The sequence below is a fragment of the Micromonospora mangrovicola genome, assembly GCF_047200535.1.
In the GTDB taxonomy this organism is placed as follows: Bacteria; Actinomycetota; Actinomycetes; order Mycobacteriales; family Micromonosporaceae; genus Micromonospora.
This window is the reverse complement of record NZ_JBJZOG010000214.1, coordinates 1-2496: the sequence shown is the minus strand read 5'-3', so window position 1 is coordinate 2496 and position 2496 is coordinate 1. Positions and strand designations below refer to the sequence as shown.

General features: G+C 70.6%; 3 protein-coding genes. All 3 read right to left on the bottom strand.

Annotated features, from left to right (window positions below; translation table 11 throughout):
- Positions 1–747 (bottom strand): ROK family protein (locus tag ACL02O_RS34045; protein WP_412822291.1); only part of this gene is annotated, 747 nt, incomplete at its 3' end.
- Positions 744–1586 (bottom strand): carbohydrate ABC transporter permease, encoded by an 843-nt coding sequence (locus ACL02O_RS34040; RefSeq protein ID WP_412822290.1) that lies wholly within the window; start codon positions 1584–1586, stop codon positions 744–746. The genes ACL02O_RS34040 and ACL02O_RS34045, both read right to left, overlap by 4 nt.
- On the bottom strand, positions 1576–2496 hold a 921-nt coding region (locus tag ACL02O_RS34035), incomplete at its 5' end, for a carbohydrate ABC transporter permease (RefSeq protein ID WP_412822289.1). The genes ACL02O_RS34035 and ACL02O_RS34040, both read right to left, overlap by 11 nt.

The following is a 2496-nucleotide window of genomic DNA, read 5'->3' as shown; positions in this document are numbered from 1 at the left end:
ACCGGCCACCACGACGGCCTCCGGGTCGAGCAGGGCCACCAGTCCCGCCAGGGTCGCGCCGAGGATGCTGCCGGCCCGGTCCACGACCTGCCGCGCGACCCGGTCCCCTGCCGCAGCGCGGTCCGCCACGGTCCGACCGGTGACCCGGGCGCCGGTCGCGTTGGCGTACGCGGCGGCCAGCCCGGTGCCCGAGGCGATGGCCTCCAGGTGCCCGTACCGGCCGCATCCGCAGCGCAGCCGTTCGGCGCCCGGGGCTGGCAGGTGCCCGACCTCGCCGGCCGCCCCTCGGGCGCCGGTCTCGACGCGGCCGTTGCGGACGATCGCACCGCCGAGCCCGGTGCCGACGGCCACCAGCAGGACATGCGCACGGTCCCATCCGGCGCCGGTCCAGCATTCGCCCAGCGCTGCGGCGTTCACGTCGTTGGTGACTCGGACGGGTCTCGCCAGCCGCGCCGCAAGGGCGTCGGCGACCGGGGTGCCGGCCCAGCCGGGCAGGTTGTCGGTGGCGTATCGGATGCTGCCGGTCGCGGGGTCGACCGTGCCGGCGGTGCCCACCCCCACCGGGCCGGCGCCGCCCGCGTCGAGCAGGTCCGCGGCCAGCCCTGCGGCCGTGTCCAGCACCGCCTCGGGCCCGGACCGGGCGGGCGTGGGCGCCTCGCGGCGCTCCAGCACCGTTCCGCCCGGGCCGACCAGCGCGGCCGCCGTCTTGGTGCCGCCGATGTCGACCCCGACCATCGGTGCCGTCATCCCTTCAGGCCGGTGTGCGCGAGGCCCTCGACGAACTGCTTCTGCGCGATGACGAACACCACCAGGACCGGCAGCGCGGTCATCGACGCCGCCGCCAGCTGCACGTCCCACATCGGGCCGCCGTAGGCATCGACGAACTGGGTGAGAGCCTGCGGCAGGGTGAACTTCTCTGGCGAGGAGAGGAACACGATCGGTTCCAGGTACAGGTTCCAGCTGTGCAGGAAGGTGAAGATGGCCACCGCACCCAGCGCGGGCCGCGACAGCGGCAGCGCGATCCGCCAGAACGTGGCGAAGCGACCCAGCCCGTCGACCCGGGCCGCCTCCTCCAACTCGCCGGGAAGGCTGATGAAGAACTGCCGCATGATGAACGTCGCCAGCACGCTCGGCGCGCCGAAGATCGGCACCAGGATCAGCGGCCAGTGGGTGTCGATCAGCCCGAGCTTGAAGAACATCTGGAACAGCGGCACGATCGTCACCTCGCTGGGGATGAGCAGCCCCGCGAGGACGACCAGGAACAACACGTTCTGGCCCCGGAACCGGATCCGCGCGAACGCGTACCCGGCCAGCGCCGACACGGCCAGGGTGCCGACCGTGACCACCAGCGCGATGTAGAGGCTGTTCAGGTACTGCTGCCCGAACGGCTGCAACTCGAACACCCGCCGGTAGGCGTCCAGCCGGGGGTTGGATGGCAGCAGCTGCGGCGGGAAGGAGAAGATGTCCGCCACCGGCTTCAGCGACGAGGTGACCATCCACCAGGTCGGGAAGACGAACGGGATCGCCAGGACCAGCAGCACCCCGTAGAGCACCAGCTTGGTCCGCCGCGACAGGTCACGACTCATGGAAGACCCACCTCTTGCGCATCTGCCACTGCAGCACGGTGAGCGCGAGCACGATACCGAACAGCAGGATCGACAGCGTCGCGCCGTAGCCGAAGTGATGGAACTGGAAGGCCTGCTGGTAGAGGTAGTAGACGAGCACCCTCGTCGAGGCGCCGGGCCCGCCCTGGGTCAGCACCGCGATCTGCGCGAAGACCTGCAGCGACCCGACCACCGTGATGATCGACGTGAGCAGGATCGTCGGGCTGATCAGCGGTACGGTGATCAGCCAGAACTGGCGCAGCCGGCTCGCCCCGTCCACCTCCGCGGCCTCGTACAGCTCCGTCGGCACGCCCTGCAGGGCGGCGAGGAACAGCACCATGTTCAGGCCGACGTTCTTGAACACCTGCACGACGACGACCGACAGCATCGCGGTGACCTCGCCACGCAGCCAGTTCGGCCCGTCCACCCCGACCATGTCCAGCAGGCCGTTGATCCCGCCGTTCTTCTGCAGCAGAAAGCCCCACACGATGGTCCACGCCACCAGGGAGACCACCACGGGGGAGAAGAACAGGGTGCGGAACAGGATCGTGCCCCGCAGCTTCTGGTTGAGCAGCACGGCCAGCAGCAACGCCAGGCCAAGGTTGAGCACCACCAGGCCGACGGAGAACAGCCCGGTGGCCCGCAACACCGACCCGAGGTTGGGATCATCGGCGAGCGCCGAATAGTTGTCCGTGCCGACGAAGTCGAACGTCCCGGCGAGCACGTTCCACTCGTGCAGGCTGTACCAGACCACGAGCACCAGCGGCAGGATCACGAACAGGACGCTGCCGAGCAGCTGCGGGGCGATGAACAGATAACCGGAGAGCTGGTCGCGGCGGTGGCTGGTCCAGAACGGCCGGGCCCGGCCCGGGGGGGGGGGGGGGGGGGGGGG

What these genes read in the sequence shown, in the direction of transcription:
- ACL02O_RS34040 (WP_412822290.1), bottom strand. Translation starts at nt 1,586, where the DNA reads ATGAGTCGTGACCTGTCGCGGCGGACCAAGCTGGTGCTCTACGGGGTG.